This is a genomic window from Frigoribacterium sp. PvP054, assembly GCF_040547465.1.
Classification (GTDB): domain Bacteria; phylum Actinomycetota; class Actinomycetes; order Actinomycetales; family Microbacteriaceae; genus Frigoribacterium.
Genome location: NZ_JBEPPU010000015.1, coordinates 1 through 15,943, shown reverse-complemented (window position 1 = coordinate 15,943; position 15,943 = coordinate 1). Strand labels below are relative to the sequence as shown.

The following is a 15,943-nucleotide window of genomic DNA, read 5'->3' as shown; positions in this document are numbered from 1 at the left end:
CGCGCAAGAAGCCGCCGCGAGTTCCCAGAGAGGCTGGTGACAATGGAGGCGCGGTGGACGTCGTCCGCCCCGCCTCCCCTCGCTCTCCCCTCACCACCGGAGCACCGTGCACCTGCTGTCCGTCTTCAGCCTGCGCAACCGCGCGCTGATCGCCCTCGTCACCATCGTCGTCGCCGTCTTCGGCGGCATCGCCCTGACCTCGCTCAAGCAAGAGCTCGCACCGAACGTGCAGTTCCCACAGATCGCGATCGTCAGCTCGTACCCGGGCGCCACGCCCGAGGTCGTCAACGAGGACGTCTCGACGCCGATCGAGCAGGCCGTCCAGATCATCCCCGGGCTCGAGGGCACCTCGGCGACGTCGAGCACCTCGCAGAGCACCGTGTCGGCCGAGTTCACCTACGGCACCGACCTCGACTCGGCCGAGCAGAAGATCCAGTCGGCCATCAACCGCCTGACGCTGCCCGACTCCGTCGACACCCAGGTGGTCACGGGCAGCTTGGCCGACCTGCCGGTCATCCAGATCGCCGTGACCGGTTACGACGCCGCCGACTCGCAGGCGCTCGTCGACCGCCTGACGAACGTCACCGTGCCCGACCTGCAGAAGCTCGACGGCGTCCGCGAGGCCTCGATCTACGGCGACGCCGGCCAGCGAGTCACCATCTCGCCCGACCAGACGGCGCTCGCGGCCCGAGGGCTGACGACCGCCGCCTTCCAGGACGCCCTCGACGCCAACGGCACGCTGATCCCCGGCGGCACCATCACGCAGGACGGCAAGACCCTGTCGATCCAGGCGGGTCAGCGTCTGACCAGCGTCGACGAGATCCGTGCCCTGCCGCTGCTCGACGCCACCTCGGCCACCACGATCGGCGACGTCGCCGACGTCCAGCTCACCGGTGCACCGGTCACGTCCATCAGCCGCGTCGACGGGCAGGACGCCCTGACGGTCGCCGTCACCAAGACCCTCGACGCCAACACCGTCGACGTGTCGAAGACCGTCCGCGACGCGATCCCGGGCCTCGCCTCCGACCTGGGAGACGGGGTCGAGCTGACCGTCGTGTTCGACCAGGCGCCGTTCATCCAGCAGTCGATCGACTCGCTCGCCGAAGAGGGGCTGCTCGGCCTGGTCTTCGCCGTGGTCGTCATCCTCGTGTTCCTGCTGTCGATCCGGTCGACGATCGTCACGGCCATCAGCATCCCGACGAGCGTGCTCATCACGTTCATCGGCCTGCAGGCGGCGGACTACACGCTGAACATCCTGACCCTCGGCGCCCTCACCATCGCCATCGGCCGGGTGGTCGACGACTCGATCGTCGTCATAGAGAACATCAAGCGGCACCTCACCGCGGGCGTCGACCGCCTCGCGGCGATCACGGTCGGCGTGCGCGAGGTCGCGGGGGCCATCACGGCGTCGACGGTCACCACCGTCGTGGTCTTCCTGCCGCTGGCCTTCGTCGGCAACATCACGGGCGAGCTGTTCCGACCCTTCGCCCTCACGGTGACGATCGCGCTCGTCGCGTCGCTGTTCGTCGCGCTGACCATCGTGCCGGTGCTGGCGTACTGGTTCCTCCGGGCACCCAGGGCCCACAAGCACGCGCCGGGCGCCGAGGCCGCGGCCGTCGAGGGCGCGACGGTCGAGTCGCTGACGACCCGCGCCTCCGACCCGTCCGACGCCCGGCCGCTCGACCGCCTGCGTCGCGCGTACGTCCCGGTGCTGCGGGGCACCCTGAAGCGGCCGGTCGTGACGATCCTCGTCGCGCTGCTCGTGCTCGGGGGCACGGGCGCCGTCATCCCGTTCATGAAGACGAACTTCCTCGGGGCGAGCGGCCAGAACACCTTCACCGTCACGCAGACCCTGCCGCCCGCGTCGAGCCTCGAGACCCAGTCCGACGCCGCCGACCGGGTCGAGCAGGTGCTCGACGGCGTCGAGGGCATCGAGACGGTGCAGCTGACCATCGGGTCGAGCGGCACGTCGATCGCGAGCTTCCTCGGCGGCTCCGGCGACAGCACGGTCACCTACTCGATCACCACCGACGAGAGCGCCGACCAGGACGCGTTGCAGGCCGACGTGCGGTCGCAGCTGGCCGACGTGTCGGACGCCGGCGAGATCGAGGTGTCGGCCTCGAGCGGCTTCGGCACGAGCAACGACATCACCGTCGACGTCACCGCCCCCGACCCCGACAGCCTGCAGACCGCGACGGACGCCGTGCTGAAGAAGGTCGAGGGGCTGCCCGGCACCGCCGAGGCGAGCTCGAACCTGCAGGCGGCCCAGCCGATCATCGGCGTGCAGGTGGACCGCGCGGCCGCCGCGGCGCTCGGCTACAGCGAGGTCGCCGTGGGCGGCATCGTGTCGCAGGCCATTAAGCCCGTCAGGGTGGGGTCGCTCGAGATCGACGACAGCTCGGTCGACGTGTACACCGTCGACCCGACCCCGCCGGCGACCATCGACGAGCTGAAGGCCCTCGAGCTGCCGAGCCCGACCGGGCCGGTGCGGCTCGACTCGATCGCCACCGTCGAGCAGACGACGGGGCCGACGTCCGTCACGACGACCGACGCCGTGCGCTCGGCGACCGTGACCATCACGCCCTCGACCGACGACCTCTCGGCCGCCGGCACCGAGGTGTCGGACGCGGTCGCGGCGGTCGACCTGCCGGACGGCACCGACGCGACGATCGGCGGGGCGACGGCCGACCAGGCCAACGCGTTCTCGCAGCTCTTCCTCGCGGTGCTCATCGCCATCCTGATCGTCTACATCGTGATGGTGGCGACGTTCCGCAGCCTGGTCCAGCCGATCCTGCTGCTCGTGTCGATCCCGTTCGCGGCGACCGGGGCGATCCTGCTGCAGCTGGCCTCGGGCGTCCCCCTGGGCGTCGCGTCGCTCATCGGCGTGCTCATGCTGGTCGGCATCGTCGTGACCAACGCGATCGTCTTGATCGACCTGGTCAACCAGTACCGCGAGAAGGGGCTGCGGGTGCGCGAGGCCCTGCTCGAGGGGGCGTCGCGACGCTTGCGGCCCATCCTCATGACGGCGGCGGCCACGATCTTCGCCCTCACCCCGATGGCGCTCGGCGTCACCGGGCACGGCGGCTTCATCTCGCAGCCGCTGGCGATCGTCGTGATCGGCGGGCTCGTGTCGTCCACGGTGCTGACCCTCGTCGTGCTGCCGGTCATCTACTACCTGTACGAACGCATCGGCGAACGCCGGGCCGATCGTCGTGCGGCGGAGGCTCGGCCGGAGGAGGCGGCCGAGGTGGCCGGGGCGGCCGAGGTGACAGAGCAGGCTGCCACCGGGGCGTGACCTCGGCTGGCGTGCCGGGTGCGGCCGTGGCCGTGCACGTCGCGGCGACGGGCCGTGAGCACGCCCCCCAGAGCAGGACCTGAGCGGCGTGTCGGCCCGCTCGGATCGGGATCGGTGCGCCGGGATGCGGCAGGTGGGTCGGGTTCGGCGCCGACACGTGCCGGAAAGGCGGGCGAGTCCGTGCCCGACGGGCCGCCGCGCTGGCCCGACGGGCGCGAACTCGACCGTGATGGCGTGCCGCGGGGCTCCGCTCGCCGATCGCACACGAGGAGGCGGGGCTTCCGGTTCGCCGGAGGCTCGGGTATCGTAGGTGGGTCGGCTCAAGACACCGCGCCTGTGGCGCGAGCACATCGGCACCTGCGGGTGCCGATCATGCACAGCTTTGAACAGCACGAGGGTTTGTACGTCTTGTGGGCCGGATTCCCGTCGAGTCACGACGGGATGAATTCACGATTGTGAACGGTCCTGGTCAACGGCTGCCCGGGTATTTCTTCGCGTCATCTCTGACAAGCCCGGAAAGAACTCCTCCATGTCTCCTTACGACAACTCCCGCCCGCGCACCGACCGCACCGGCGGGGCTCCCAAGGCCGGCTCGAAGAGCCCCAAGCACCGCGGCCACCGCGCCGACGAGGTCGGGGCCCCGGCTCCCAAGAAGCGGTGGGACGCGAGCGAGCGCGCCGAGCGCGGTCGCCGCGAGTTCGGCACCCGCGACGGTGGCGGCAACCGTGCCCCCGGCGCCGCCCGCTCGGACGACCGTCGCCCCAACTGGGAGCCGCGCGAGAAGTCGGCCGGCGGCAACCGCTTCGGCAACCGTGACTTCGACAGCCGCAACGGCGAGCGTGGCCGCGACGCCGCCCCGCGCTTCGGTCGCGACGGTGGCCGTGAGGCCGCCCGCGGCTACGGCCGCGACGGCGGACGCGAGGCCGCCCGCGGCTCCGACCGCGGTCCCCGCTCGTGGGACCGCTCGGACCGCCCCGCCCGCGACGATCGCGCTCCTCGCGACGACCGCGGCGCCCGTAGCTTCGACCGCAGCGACCGCCCTGCCCGTGACGACCGCTCGCGCGACGACCGCGCACCGCGTTCGTACGGTGACCGTCCCGAGCGCGGTGACCGCGCCTCCGGCGGCTACGACCGCGACACCCGCCCGGCGCGTAGCTTCGACCGCGGCGACCGTCCGGCGCGCAGCTTCGACCGCGACTCCCGCCCCGCCCGTGACGACCGCTCGCCGCGTTCGTACGGTGACCGTCCCGAGCGCGGTGGCCGCGCCTCCGGCGGTTTCGACCGCGGCGACCGCCCGGCACGCGTCGGCGACCGGTCGAGCGACTTCTACCCGAAGCGCGACGCGGCGACCCACTACTCGCCCGAGGACGACGTCAAGCTCGAGAAGCTCAAGGCCGAGGTCGTCACCGCGGCCGACGTCGAGGGCGTGAGCTTCGGCGACCTGGGCCTCGGCGACAACATCGAGCGTCAGTTGGCCTCGATGGGCGCCGCCGCCCCGTTCGCGATCCAGGCGGCGACGATCCCCGACGTGCTCGCCGGGCGCGACGTGCTCGGCCGCGGCCGCACGGGCTCGGGCAAGACGATCGCCTTCGGCGCCCCGCTGGTCGAGAAGCTGATGGAGAACAACGGCGCGAAGAACCGCAAGATGGGCCGCAAGCCCCGCGCGCTGATCCTCGCCCCGACCCGCGAGCTCGCGATGCAGATCGACCGCACCGTGCAGCCCATCGCCCGGTCGGTCGGCCTCTTCACCACGCAGGTCTACGGCGGCGTGCCGCAGCAGCGCCAGGTGGGTGCGCTCAACCGCGGCGTCGACATCGTGATCGGCACCCCGGGTCGCATCGAAGACCTGATCGACCAGGGGCGCCTCGACCTGAGCGAGGTCGTGGTGACCGTGCTCGACGAGGCCGACCACATGTGCGACCTCGGGTTCCTCGAGCCGGTGCAGCGCATCATCCGCGAGACCGCGACCGTCCGCCCCGACGGCGCGCGCGCCCAGAAGCTGCTCTTCAGCGCGACGCTCGACAAGGGCGTGGCGAAGCTCGTCGACGAGTTCCTCGTCGACCCGGCCGTCCACGAGGTCGCCGGCGAGGACCAGGCCAGCGCCACGATCGACCACCGCGTCCTGCTGATCGAGCAGCGCGACAAGACCGCCGTCATCGAGCAGCTCGCCTCGGGTGGCGGCAAGACCCTGGTCTTCGCCCGCACCCGCGCCTTCGCCGAGCAGCTCGCCGACCAGCTCGAGGACGCCGGCATCCGCTCGACGAGCCTGCACGGCGACCTGAACCAGGCCCGCCGCACGCGCAACCTGCAGCTGCTCACCAGCGGCAAGGTCAACGTGCTCGTCGCCACCGACGTCGCCGCCCGCGGCATCCACGTCGACGACATCGAGCTCGTCGTCCAGGCCGACATGCCCGACGAGTACAAGACCTACATGCACCGCTCCGGCCGCACCGGCCGTGCGGGCAAGGAGGGCACCGTCGTCACGCTCATCACGCGTCAGCGCCGCCGCCGCATGGAGGAGCTGCTCGACCGCGCCGAGATCGACGCCGAGATGATCGAGGCCCGCTCGGGCGACCGCCTGATCGACGAGCTCGCGGGCGTGCAGGCCTAGCGAGCCGTCCTCAGGGGCTCGCACCGCGCCTCCTGCTCTCGAACCCCGTTCCGAACGATGAACCCCGCATCTCGGGGGTTCACCGTTCGGAACGGGGTCCTTCGTCGTGCTCGGGCGCTCGTGAGACCCCAGGAAGTCGCCGAGACACCCGTGCGCGCGTGGGGGTCTGGGCGGGTTCCTGGGGCTTCGGCGCGGCGGGCGGCAGGCGGCGGGGCTAGCGGCGGTCGAGCAGGCCGCGCACGTAGGACGCCTGGCCGAGGTGCTGCACGCAATCGTTCAGGATGCTCACGAGGCGGGCGCCCGCGGTGACCGGCGGGTCCCACGCGTCGTCGACCACGTCGTCGTAGGAGGCGCCGTCGAGGTCCTCGAGGTAGGCCCGCGTCCGCAGCGTGACGGCCTCGAGGTAGCCGATCAGCAGCTCGGCGTCGACCCGCACCGCGGCCACGTCGGACGGCGACATGCCGTAGCCCATCTCGGCCGGCGAGAACGGCAGGGCGAACGACTCGGCCCAGCCGTCGGCGGTCCACACCTGGTCGGACGCCGCGAGGTCGGCGATCTGGACGTCCTGACCACGGGCGGTGTGCCAGACGAGCCAGGCGATCGTGTTCGCCTCGGCGTCGGGGCGCCAGGCGAGGTCGTCGACCGACAGGCCGGCGACGGCCCGTTCGGCCACGGCCGGGAGGCGCGAGAAGGCTTCGACGAGGACGTCCGAGGGGGTCATCGGCCCACCCTACGACCGGCCGCGGGCGCCGGGTCCGACCGGACGCGGCGCCGCGGTCGGCGTCGTCGCGTTCCGGTCGGCCTCGCCGCCGGGCTCAGGGCTCGGGGTCGCACCACGCTCGCGTCGTCGAACCGTCGTCCCGGGTGGTTCGACGACGCGACGGTGGTGCGACCCGGCGTCCGAGGCTCGCCCGGGCTCAGGCGTCGGCGGTCTCGCCCGCGGCAGCCTCGGCTGCGGCAGCATCGCCCGCGACGGCTTCGCCCTCGGCGGCAGTGCGCGTCAGCGAGTCTCCGATGGCACGCATGGCGACGGCCAGGAAGTCGAGGTGGTTCGGGTCGACCGCGTCGCGGAACGCGCGACGGTAGAACTCGTCGATCTGGTCGATGGCCTCTCGTCCGGCCGGGGCGAGTTCGAGCAGCACGCTTCGTCGGTCGGAGGGGTGCGGCTGCCGGGTGATGTACCCGCCGCCCTCGAGCCGGTCGACGAGGCTGGTGGTCGCTCCGGTCGACAGCTCGAGGAACTCGGCCGCCCGCTTCGGCGTCGTGTCGTGGTCGTTCGCGATGAACGTCAGGCACCGGAGGTCGGTCGTCCCCATGCCGAAGAAGTCGGCGACGAGCTTCTGCACGCGGTCGCCCTGCTGTTGCAGCGACCGGTAGGCCTCGAGCACCAGCGTCACGTCGAGCTGGCCCTCGTCGTCGAGGGGAGGCGCGGAGCCCGCGGGCGGCTGGGGCGAGACGTCGGTCATGGCGGGCTCTCTGCAGGCGACGGAGGCGGACGGGGACGAGGTCGAGGACGGGGAGGCGCGACCCGCGACCCCGGGAGGGCTCAGTTTAGCTCGTCGGGTGAGTTGTTCGAGTCTCGAATCACCTGCACCGCGTGGCCCGCGCCCTGGATGGTCGGCCGACGGGTCGGGTCGGCACCCCGTCACAGCGGTTCATCGGCCGAAAGATTAGGTTAGCCTTACCTCATGTCGACCCGTCGATCGCCCGTCAAGCCCGCCGACCCCCGCGTCCACCGGCTCGAGGTGCTGCGCTCGGAACGCGTCTCGCCGAGCTTCCAGCGGGTCACCGTCGTCGGCGACGACCTGCACGAGTTCGGCGACATGGGCTTCGACCAGTGGTTCCGGCTGTTCCTGCCACGGCCCGGCAGCGACTCGCTGAGGTTGCCGCGGGCCACCACCTCGCTCTGGTACGCGCAGTACCTGGCGATCCCCGAGGCCGAGCGACCGCACTGCGCGAACTACACGGTGCGCGAGTTCCGGCCGGCCGGGTCGGGGCCGGACGTCACCGCCTCGCGCGCCGAGCTCGACGTCGACTTCGTGCTGCACCGCGGCGAGTCCGGCGAGCTCGAGGGAGGCGCGGCGATCTGGGCCAGCACCGCCCGCCCCGGTGACGCCCTCGGCCTGCTCGACCAGGGCGTGCTCTTCAACGCCCCCGACGACGCCTCCGAGGTCCATCTGGTCGCCGACGAGACCGGACTGCCGGGGACGGAGGGGATCGTGCGGTCGCTGCACCGCGCCTCCGTGGGGTCGGTGATCCAGGAGGTGCCGACGCGCGCCGACGTGCGGCCGCTCGACGCACCCGAGGGCGTCGAGGTGACGTGGGTGGTGCGGGACGAGCTCGACGCGGCCGCGTTCGGCGACGACGTCGACGGCGGTGGCGTCGACGGCGGCGGCCGAGGAGGGCGCGACGCCGGGGCGGTCGCTCCGGGGGAGGGGGCGCTCGCCGCCTTGCTGTCCCGGTCGGCGGCCGACCCGCGGGCCTACGCCTACGTCGTCGGCGAGTCGGCGCTCGCCACCCGCGGTCGACGGCACCTGCACGCGGCGGGCCTGCCGAAGGACCGCATCACGTTCTCGGGGTACTGGAAGCGCTGACGCCGGGGTCGCGGATGGGCGCGGCGCGGGGGCCCGGCCGTGTGGTCGCACCACCGTGTGGTCGTCGAACCACCGTCCGGCGTGGTTCGACGACACGACGGTGGTGTGACCCGGTCGCGGACGAGAGCGGGGGAGGCGCCGGTCACCAGGCGGCGGGCAGCGGGTCCCCGGTGGCGGGCGGGTGCTCGACGAGGGCGACGGCGTCGTCGCGGCCGACGTGGCCGGGGAAGTTGTAGCGCGCGAAGCGTCCGCTCGGGTCGTGGATCGACATCGGCATGGCGATGGAGGTGCGGCGCAGGGCCTCGGCCAACACGGCGGTCGAGGTCGGGTCGAGGGTCGCGTCCTTCCGGTCGCGCAGGATGAACTCGACCCGCGCCTCCTGGGCCACGACGCGCAGGATCAGCACGCGGACCCCCGTCCCGGCGATCGTCGTCGACAGCACGGTACGGTCGACCGAGGCGAGCGGGATCGACCGACGTCGGCCGGCGCGCAGCAGATCGGCGTCGAGATCGACCCACGGCTGCGGGTACCGCGCGTTGCGGATCACCGTGACGAGCCCGAACAGGGCCGCGGTGACCAGGGCCCCGAACGACAGGGACACCAGCGAGGGCGCACTCGACTCGACGAAGCGGGCGAAGATGCTGGTGCCCTGGAGCGCCGCGAACACGATGGCGAACGACGTCACCCCGACCCAGGTGGACCACCAGCGGCGCCGGCCGATGCGCACCCAGCCGTGCGGCAGCTCGGCGGGTGCCGGGTCGGGCTCGGTCGGGTCGGGCTCGGTCGGGCCGTCGGGAGGCGCGGGCGCGTCGTCGGGATCGCTCACCCGACCGACGCTACCGGGGTCCGCGAGGAGAGGTGCGGGTCAGCCGCGCAGGACGCGGGCCTCCCACGGCGCGAGCGTCAGGCCGGTGGCGCCGGGCCGGGTGCCGATCACGACCTGCGGCACCGAGCGGCGCCGCAGCGCCGGGTGCAGGGCCGGATCGAGCTCGTAGGGCTCGCTCGACCAGTTGGCGAGCACGAGCAGCCGCTCGTCGCCGAGCGTGCGGGTGAAGGCGTGGAGCCGCTCGTCGTCGGGTGCGAGCAGCTCGAACGACCCGAGCGCGACGACCGGCGACTCCTTCCGCAGCGCGATCAGGCGCCGGTAGTGCTCGAACACCGAGCGGTCGCCGGCCGCCCGGTCGGACTCGACGTTCACGGTGTCGTGGTTCGCGACCAGCTCGATCCACGGGGTGCCGGTGCTGAATCCCGCCGCCGCGCCTCCTGACCACGGCACCGGCGTGCGCGCGTTGTCGCGGCTGCGGAAGCGCAACGCCTCGAGCAGGGCCTCGGGGTCGGCACCGGCCGCGACCGACTCGTCGAACCAGTTGACCGACTCGATGTCGCGGTACTGGTCGATCGAGGTGAACCCGGCGTTCGTCATGCCGATCTCGTCGCCCTGGTACACGTAGGGCGTCCCGCGGTGCAGGTGCAGCACGGTCGCGAGCAGCATCGCCGACTCGACCCGGTACCGGCCGTCGTCACCGAAGCGCGACACCGAGCGGGGCTGGTCGTGGTTGCCGAGGTAGAGGCTGTTCCAACCCCGGTCGGCGAGGCCCTCTTGCCAGCGCGCCAGCGAGCGCTTGAGGGCCACGAGGTCGAACGGCAGGTTGTCGAACTTCGAGGCGGGGCCGTGGTCGAGGCCGACGTGCTCGAACTGGAAGACCATGTCGAGCTCGTGCCGGTCGGCCGCCGTGAAGAGCTTCGCGTCGTCGACGGTCACGCCCGGCATCTCGCCCACCGTGATCAGCTCGCGGTCGGTGCGGTGCGCGAAGACCTCACGGTGCATCTCACGCAGGTGGTCGTGGATCTGCCCGCCCATCACGAAGTGCGCCGCACCCGGCGCGAGCGACGAGGGCTCCTTCGCGATGTGGTTGATCACGTCCATGCGGAACCCGTCGACGCCCCGGTCGAGCCAGCGGTTCATCATGTCGAAGACGGTGCGACGCAGGTCGGGGTGCTCCCAATTCAGGTCGGGCTGCTTCGACGCGAACATGTGCAGGTAGTACTGACCGGTGGTCTCGTCGAGGGTCCAGGCCGGGCCGCTGAAGGCGCTGCGCCACGCCGTCGGGTACGTGCCGGCCCCGGGCGTGCCGGCGGCGTCCGACCCCTCGCCCTCGGGCAGCGGGTCGCGCCAGAGGTACCAGTCGCGCTTCGGGGAGTCCCGCGACGAACGGGCCTCGACGAACCAGGGGTGCTCGTCGCTCGTGTGGTTCACGACGAGGTCCATCACGAGCTTCATGCCGAGCGCATGCACCTCGGCCACGAGTGCGTCGAACTCGTCGAGCGTGCCGAAGAGCGGGTCGACGTCGTCGTAGTCGCTGATGTCGTAGCCGTTGTCGGCCTGGGGCGAGCGGTAGATCGGCGACAGCCAGATCACGTCGACCCCGAGGTCGTGCAGGTGCCCGAGCCGCTGCCGGATGCCGCCGAGGTCACCGACGCCGTCGCCGTTCGAGTCCGCGAAGCTGCGCGGGTAGATCTGGTAGACGGTCGCGGTCGTCCACCAGGCGGGCGGGGCGGAGGGGGTGGTGTCGTTCGTCGTCGAGTCGCTCACGCGTCCAGCCTGTCACGGCCGGGGTGGCGCACCCTCGCGTTCGGCGGTGGGCGATTTGCCTAGGCAGGTGTTGTGCGCCGGTCAAGGGGGTCGGGCGGGGAGGCGCGGGTCGGCAGGGCGGGGTCACCCTCGCGTTCGGCGGTGGACTATTTGCCTAGGCAGGTGTTGTGCGCCGGTCGAGGGGGTGGGGCGGGAGGCGCGGGCTGGGTCAGGCGGGAGGCGCGGGTCGGGTCAGGGCGCGGCGCGGCCGAGCTCGCGCTCGATCAGCTCGAGGTCGATCTTGACGTGCTCCCGGGCGATGGCCGCGGCGTCGGAGGCCCGCCCCTCGCAGATCGCGGCGACGAGCGCCTCGTGGTCGGCGAGGGCCCGCAACTCCATCTCGCGCATGCCCTCCGGCCCGCCCCAGAGGTGCGCCGGTGCCGAGATGCTCACCCGCGCCTCCAGGTCGAACAGCACCCCGCGCAACGTGGCGTTGCCCGCGGCCTCGGCGATCGCGACGTGCAGGGCCTCGTCGGCCTGTTGCGACGCGAGGCCGGACGGGGCGTCGCGATAGCCCGCGAGCCGGTCGTGCAGGCGGTCGACGTCGTCGTCCGAGCGGTTCTCGGCGGCGGCCTCGGCGACGACGCCGTGCAGTCGGCTGATCGCCTCGCTCGTGTCGCGCAGGTCGGACCAGCGCGCCGAGAGCGTGCGGCGCACCACGTCCGCCCCGGAGCCGGGCGTCGCCGCCTGCACGAACGAGCCGCCCCCGCGCCCGCGCTGCGTCACGATCAGCCCCTGCTCGACCAGCCGGGCCAGCGCGGCGCGGACGGTCATGCGGCCGACCCGCAGCGAGGCGGCGAGGTCGCGCTCGGCCGGCAGCCGCGAGCCGGGCAGGTACTCGCCGATCGTGATGGCCGTGACGAGCCGGTCGGTGATGTCGTCGACGCGGGTCGTGGGGGCGAGGGGCGCCCCGAGCGCACCACCGAGGGCGCCGTCGACCGCGGCGTCCGGGCGTGCGCCGCCCGCGCCTCCTCGGCTGTCGTCCTGGCCCATCGCGTCCCCGTCCCGCCCTGACCGCCCTCGCGCGCACCGCCCGTGAGGCCTCGTCGTGTTACGAGCAGATTAAGGCATCGAGAAAGGTCTTGTCGCGAGACCTTAGGCGGGTGCATGCTCACCGGCATGTCCACGATCACCATCGGCACCGCCCCGTTCCACGACGCCGAGACCTGGTACCGCGTCACCACGCCCGACGAGCCGCGCGACGGTGCGCTGCCGCTCGTCGTGCTGCACGGCGGCCCGGGCATGGCCCACGACTACCTGCGCAACCTCGAGGCCCTCGCCGACGAGACCGGCCGCACGGTCGTGCACTACGACCAGCTCGGCTGCGGCCGCAGCACCCACCTGCCCGACGCCCCGGTCGACTTCTGGCAGGCGAGCCTGTTCGTCGCCGAGTTCGAGTCCCTCGTCGCCCACCTCGGCCTCGAGCGGTACCACCTGCTCGGCCAGTCGTGGGGCGGCATGCTCGGAGCCGAGATCGCCGTGACGGCACCGGACGGCTTGGTGAGCCTGGCGATCTGCAACTCGCCCGCGTCCATGCCGCTCTGGGTCGAGGGCGCCGCCGAGCTGCGCGCGCAGCTGCCGGCCGACACCCGGGAGGCGCTGGCCCGCCACGAGGCGGACGGCACGACCACCGACCCCGAGTACCTCACCGCCACCCAGGCGTTCTACGAGCGTCACGTCTGCCGCGTGGTGCCCATGCCGCAGGACTTCGTCGACAGCGAGGAGCAGATGGAGGCCGAACCGACCGTCTACCACACGATGAACGGGCCGAACGAGTTCCACGTCATCGGCACGATGCGCGACTGGACGATCGTCGACCGCCTGCCGTCGATCACCGCGCCGACGCTCGTCGTCGCCGGCGAGCACGACGAGGCCACCCCCGCCACGTGGCAGCCGTTCGTCGACGGCATCGCCGACGTCCGCTCGCACGTCTTCGCCGGGGCCAGCCACTGCTCGCACCTCGAGCAGCCCGAGGCGTTCCGCGCCGTCGTCGCCGGGTTCCTCGCGTCGCACGACGCCCCCGCCGAGGCGACGCGCGCCTCCTGACCGGCGTGACCCGCGCCTCCTGACGGGCGTGACGCGCGCCTCCCGACCGGCGTGGCCCGCGCCCCCCGAACCGGCGTGGGCCACGCCTCCCCACCGCACCGACCCCGTCCCCACCCGAGCGAGAGAGCACATCATGTCCCTGCACACGAAGGCCGCCGACGGCGGCGAGCTGAGCAACCAGCAGCAACTCGAGCAGTACGGCTACAAGCAAGAACTCAAGCGGTCGGTCTCGACCGCCGACCTGCTGATCTACGGCCTGATCTTCATGGTGCCGATCGCGCCCTGGGCGATCTTCGGCACCGTCTACAACGCGTCGTCGGGCATGGTGCCGCTGGTCTACCTCGTCGGCCTCGTCGCGATGATCTTCACGGCGCTCGCCTACGCGCAGATGGCGAAGTCGATCCCGCTGGCCGGATCGGTGTTCTCGTACGTCGGGCGGGGCATCCACCCCGTGGCCGGGTTCTTCGCGGGCTGGGCCATCCTGCTCGACTACCTGCTCGTGCCGACGCTGCTCTACGTCTTCGCGGCCGAGTCGATGATCGGCATCTTCCCGGGGACCGCCCGCTGGATGTGGGCGCTGGTCTTCGTCGCGATCAACACCGCCGTGAACCTGCTCGGCATCAGCTCGATCAAGCTGATGAACCGGGTGTTCCTCGCGATCGAGGTCGTCTTCATCGTGATCTTCGTCATCATCGCGGTGACGGCGCTGAACGGCGGCACGATCCCCGGCGCCGAGTTCACGACCGACCCGGTCTGGGACTCCAGCAAGGTCACCGCACCCCTCATCGCCTCGGCCCTGTCGATCGCCGTGCTGAGCTTCCTGGGCTTCGACGGCATCTCGACCCTGGCCGAGGAGAGCACCGGCAAGCGGGGCGGCGCCGGCAAGGCCATGATCATCGCCCTCTTCATCGTCGCGTTCTGCTTCGTGCTTCAGACCTGGCTGGCCAGCGCGCTCGCCGCGGGCCGCGACTCGTTCCCCGAGGGGGAGGCCGGCAACGCCTTCTTCGACCTGGTGCGTGAAGCGTCGAACAGCGGGTGGGCGACGGCGTTCTTCGTCGTCAACGTGCTCGCCGTCGGCATCGCCAACGCCATGGCCGCGCAGGCCGCGACCTCGCGCCTGCTGTTCTCGATGAGTCGTGACCGGCAGCTGCCGGCGTTCCTGTCGAGGATCAACACGCGCCAGGTGCCGCAGGCGGCCATCCTCGTCGTGTCGGCGCTGTCGGCCGTGCTCGTGATCGTGTTCGTCGGACAGATCGACGTCATCTCGTCGCTCGTCAACTTCGGGGCGCTCTTCGGCTTCCTGATGCTGCACGCGTCGGTCGTCGTGCACTACGTCGTCAAGAAGAAGTCGCGCAACTGGCTGCTGCACCTCGTCGTGCCCGTGGTCGGGTTCGTCATCATCGGCTACGTGCTCGTCAACGCGGCACCGGCGGCCAAGATCGGCGGGCTGATCTGGCTCGTCGTCGGCGCCGGGGTGTTCTTCTACTACCGCAGCCGAGGAGGCGCGGCGCCGACCCTCGGCCAGGGTGGCGACGACGAGGCGGTCACCGCCACCCCCGCGGCCGACTCGGAACGGCACGACGCATGAGCGCCGGGCACGCTGCCGGCGGCGACGGGACCGACCCGGGGGCCGGGGCCTCCGTCGGGGAGCCGACCCGCGCCTCCTCGGGGCCACGGCACGACGGCATCGACCACTTCCTCGGCAAGGAGCACGGTCGCCCGGGCTTCACGGCCTCGGTCGAGCCCGCGCTGCGCATCGAGCCCGGCACGGGGGAGCGCATCGGGTTCGAGACGAGCGACGCCGTCTATGCCGAGCTGCACGACCACCACGACCTGGCGAAGCTGTCGGTGCCGATCAACCCGGTCACCGGCCCGGTGTACGTCGAGGGTGCGCAGCCGGGCGACGCGCTCGCCGTGACGGTGCACGAGATCCGGCTGATCGAGCACGGCTGGTCGGTCAGCCTGCCCGGGTCGGGAGCGCTGCAGCACGTGATGGGCGACGAGATGTTCACCCGTCGCGTGCCGATCGACTCCGACGGGGTGCACGTGACCGACCGGCACGTCTTCGAGGCGCGGCCGATGATCGGCTGCATGGGCACCGCACCCGCCGAGGGCGAGAACTCGACGATCATGCCCGCGTACCCCCAGGGCGGCAACATGGACGTGACCGAGAACACGGTCGGTTCGACGGTCTACCTGCCCGTGATGGTCGAGGGCGCGTACCTCTCGATCGGCGACGTGCACGCGATCATGGCCGAGGGCGAGTCGTCGTTCGTGGCGATCGAGGCCGAGGGCACCGCCGTCGTCTCGATCGACCTCGTGCCCGGGCTCGGGCTGCGGGCGCCGCGCATCGAGACCGCCGACGATTGGATCTTCGTCGGCCTCGGCGACCCGGTGCAGGAGAGCGTCCGGCGCGGCTACGAGGACGCCTTCTCGTTCTTGGTCGACGACCACGGCTGGTCGCGCGGCGACGCCTACGCCGTGCTGAGCGCGGTCGGGCACTCGCGGCTCGGCGGACCGACCGGGTCGGCCGCACCCGACCCGTTGCACCCGTTCGCCGCCGTCGGCGCCGTCACGCTGCACCGCGTCCCCAAGAGCGTGCTCTAGCGCTCGTCGTGCGGCGTCGCGTCGCGCGGCGTCGCACCGCACCGCACCGCACCGCCGACTGGACGGGGGGGGCCCCCCCCCCCCCGGGGGGGGGCGCCCCCCCGGGGGGCGCCCCCCCCCCCCGCGCGCGGCCCCCCGCCCGCCCCGGCGGGGCCCCC

Annotated in this window: 11 protein-coding genes; 6 read left to right on the top strand and 5 right to left on the bottom strand. The window is 72.3% G+C overall.

The features are described from left to right. The first annotated feature begins 106 nt into the window (after nt 1-106). Both ABID81_RS14295 and ABID81_RS14290 read left to right on the top strand, forming a co-directional pair. On the top strand, nt 107-3,295 hold the full coding sequence (locus ABID81_RS14295) for an efflux RND transporter permease subunit (protein ID WP_354595452.1): 3,189 nt from the start codon (nt 107-109) through the stop codon (nt 3,293-3,295). A 529-nt stretch (nt 3,296-3,824) separates the two neighbouring features. Beyond that, nucleotides 3,825-5,906 (top strand): DEAD/DEAH box helicase, encoded by a 2,082-nt coding sequence (locus tag ABID81_RS14290; RefSeq protein WP_354595451.1) that lies wholly within the window; start codon nt 3,825-3,827, stop codon nt 5,904-5,906. A gap of 214 nt (nt 5,907-6,120) precedes the next feature. Here the strand turns inward: ABID81_RS14290 and ABID81_RS14285 are convergent, their stop codons facing one another. After that, nucleotides 6,121-6,627 carry a mycothiol transferase gene (locus ABID81_RS14285; RefSeq protein ID WP_354595450.1) on the bottom strand — a complete coding sequence of 169 codons (507 nt, stop codon included), beginning with the start codon at nt 6,625-6,627 and terminating at the stop codon, nt 6,121-6,123. Between the two features lie 196 nt (nt 6,628-6,823). Beyond that, the gene (locus tag ABID81_RS14280) at nt 6,824-7,372 is read right to left on the bottom strand and encodes a MarR family winged helix-turn-helix transcriptional regulator (RefSeq protein ID WP_354595449.1); all 549 of its coding nucleotides are present in this window, start codon (nt 7,370-7,372) and stop codon (nt 6,824-6,826) included. Between the two features lie 222 nt (nt 7,373-7,594). Between ABID81_RS14280 and ABID81_RS14275 the strand changes: the two genes are divergently transcribed. After that, the gene (locus ABID81_RS14275) at nt 7,595-8,500 is read left to right on the top strand and encodes a siderophore-interacting protein (protein ID WP_354595448.1); all 906 of its coding nucleotides are present in this window, start codon (nt 7,595-7,597) and stop codon (nt 8,498-8,500) included. Nucleotides 8,501-8,642: 142 nt separating this feature from the next. On the opposite strand, the gene ABID81_RS14270 is transcribed toward ABID81_RS14275, so the two are convergent. The 3 genes from ABID81_RS14270 to ABID81_RS14260 form a co-directional block, all read right to left on the bottom strand. Next, the gene (locus tag ABID81_RS14270; RefSeq protein WP_354595447.1) at nt 8,643-9,326 is read right to left on the bottom strand and encodes a hypothetical protein; all 684 of its coding nucleotides are present in this window, start codon (nt 9,324-9,326) and stop codon (nt 8,643-8,645) included. Nucleotides 9,327-9,365: 39 nt separating this feature from the next. Further along, nucleotides 9,366-11,093 carry a glycoside hydrolase family 13 protein gene (locus tag ABID81_RS14265; RefSeq protein ID WP_354595446.1) on the bottom strand — a complete coding sequence of 576 codons (1,728 nt, stop codon included), beginning with the start codon at nt 11,091-11,093 and terminating at the stop codon, nt 9,366-9,368. Nucleotides 11,094-11,324: 231 nt separating this feature from the next. After that, nucleotides 11,325-12,125: a FadR/GntR family transcriptional regulator gene (locus ABID81_RS14260; RefSeq protein WP_354595445.1), complete on the bottom strand. Its 801-nt coding sequence runs from the start codon at nt 12,123-12,125 to the stop codon at nt 11,325-11,327. 126 nt (nt 12,126-12,251) lie between these two features. On the opposite strand from ABID81_RS14260, the gene ABID81_RS14255 reads away from it, so the two are divergent. The 3 genes from ABID81_RS14255 (at nt 12,252) to ABID81_RS14245 (ending at nt 15,785) form a co-directional block, all read left to right on the top strand. Further along, a complete protein-coding gene (locus tag ABID81_RS14255) occupies nt 12,252-13,178 on the top strand; it encodes a proline iminopeptidase-family hydrolase (RefSeq protein ID WP_354595444.1) in 927 nt (308 codons plus the stop codon). A gap of 133 nt (nt 13,179-13,311) precedes the next feature. After that, nucleotides 13,312-14,766 (top strand): APC family permease, encoded by a 1,455-nt coding sequence (locus ABID81_RS14250; RefSeq protein WP_354595443.1) that lies wholly within the window; start codon nt 13,312-13,314, stop codon nt 14,764-14,766. Then, on the top strand, nt 14,763-15,785 hold the full coding sequence (locus ABID81_RS14245; RefSeq protein WP_354595442.1) for an acetamidase/formamidase family protein: 1,023 nt from the start codon (nt 14,763-14,765) through the stop codon (nt 15,783-15,785). The genes ABID81_RS14250 and ABID81_RS14245 overlap by 4 nt, the downstream gene beginning before the upstream one ends. Nucleotides 15,786-15,943: the final 158 nt, after the last annotated feature.